We start from the raw sequence: 369 nt of genomic DNA, 5'->3' as shown, positions 1-369 counted from the left end.
GTCCAGTGAACCAATGAAATTGCACTGATCTAATAGTGCATGGGCAAAATGAATCTGAGTGAAACCGAGCGCGAAGACCTGATGTCGATGCAGCGCAGCCGCACAATGGCCGTTGGCGAGGTGAGGCGTGCGCGGTTGATCCTGCTGCTCGACGAAGGAGCCTCGCGGGCGGCGATCATGGCCGAATTGCGATGCGATTCGCGTTTCATCACAACGTGGCAATCGCGTTTCGCCAGTGAACGTGTACGGCAGACATCCAGGCCGTGCGCCGCGACCTGACCTCGCGGGCCTTGAAGCGAGAGTGCTCGACTACACGCTGCGACGCAAGCCGGCCGACGGCTCGACGCACTGGAGCAGCCGCAAACTGGC

The 369-nt window shown here is 60.7% G+C and carries 1 pseudogene; it reads left to right on the top strand.

The features are described 5' to 3' along the window. Positions 1-39 precede the first annotated feature (39 nt). Positions 40-369 (top strand): annotated as a pseudogene (locus tag AB4Y40_RS42895) (helix-turn-helix domain-containing protein); the annotation flags it as partial.

Origin of the sequence: Paraburkholderia sp. EG287B (assembly GCF_040965595.1) — a bacterium.
GTDB lineage: Bacteria > Pseudomonadota > Gammaproteobacteria > Burkholderiales > Burkholderiaceae > Paraburkholderia.
Note: the sequence above shows the minus strand (reverse complement) of the source record. Positions and strands in the feature narration are given on the sequence as shown.